Annotated in this window: 1 pseudogene; it reads left to right on the forward strand. The window is 36.3% G+C overall.

The window, feature by feature from the left end:
• Positions 1–25: 25 nt before the first annotated feature.
• Positions 26–727 (forward strand): annotated as a pseudogene (locus tag ACLN19_RS09110) (IS630 family transposase); the annotation flags it as partial.

Here is a 727-nt window from a genome sequence, read left to right on the forward strand (position 1 = left end):
AGTACATTTATGGTATAATGTATTTATGGCATATTCATTAGATTTTCGTAAAAAAGTTCTCGCATACTGTGAGAAAACCGGCAGTATTACTGAAGCATCTGTTACGTTCGATATTTCACGCAACACGATTTATCAATGGCTAAAATTAAAAGAGACTACAGGCGAGCTTCATCACCAAGTTAAGGGAACCAAACCAAGAAAAGTTGATAGAGAAAAATTAAAGAATTATCTTGAACCTCATCCAGATGCTTATTTGACTGAAATAGCTTCTGAATTTGACTGTCATCCAACAGCTATTCATTACGCACTCAAAGCTATGGGATATAGTCGAAAAAAAAGAGTTGTACCTACTATGAACAAGACCCTGAGAAAGTAAATCAGTTCCTTAAAAAATTTAATAACTTCAGTTACCTGACACCAGTTTATATTGATGAGACAGGGTTTGAGACATATTTTCATCGAGAATATGGTCGATCTTTGAAAGGTCAGTTGATCACAGGTCAGGTCTCTGGAAGAAGATTCCAGCGGATATCTTTAGTCGCAGGTCTCATAAACGGTGAGATTATAGCCCCGATGACATACAAAGAAACCATGACTAGTGACTTTTTTGAAGCTTGGTTTAAAACATTCTTACTACCTACTTTAGATAAACCGTCTGTTATCATTATGGACAATGCAAGGTTTCATAGGATGAGTAAGCTAAAAGAGTTATGCAAGGATCAGGGGC

This window comes from Streptococcus lishijunsis, from assembly GCF_047290665.1.
Classification (GTDB): domain Bacteria; phylum Bacillota; class Bacilli; order Lactobacillales; family Streptococcaceae; genus Streptococcus.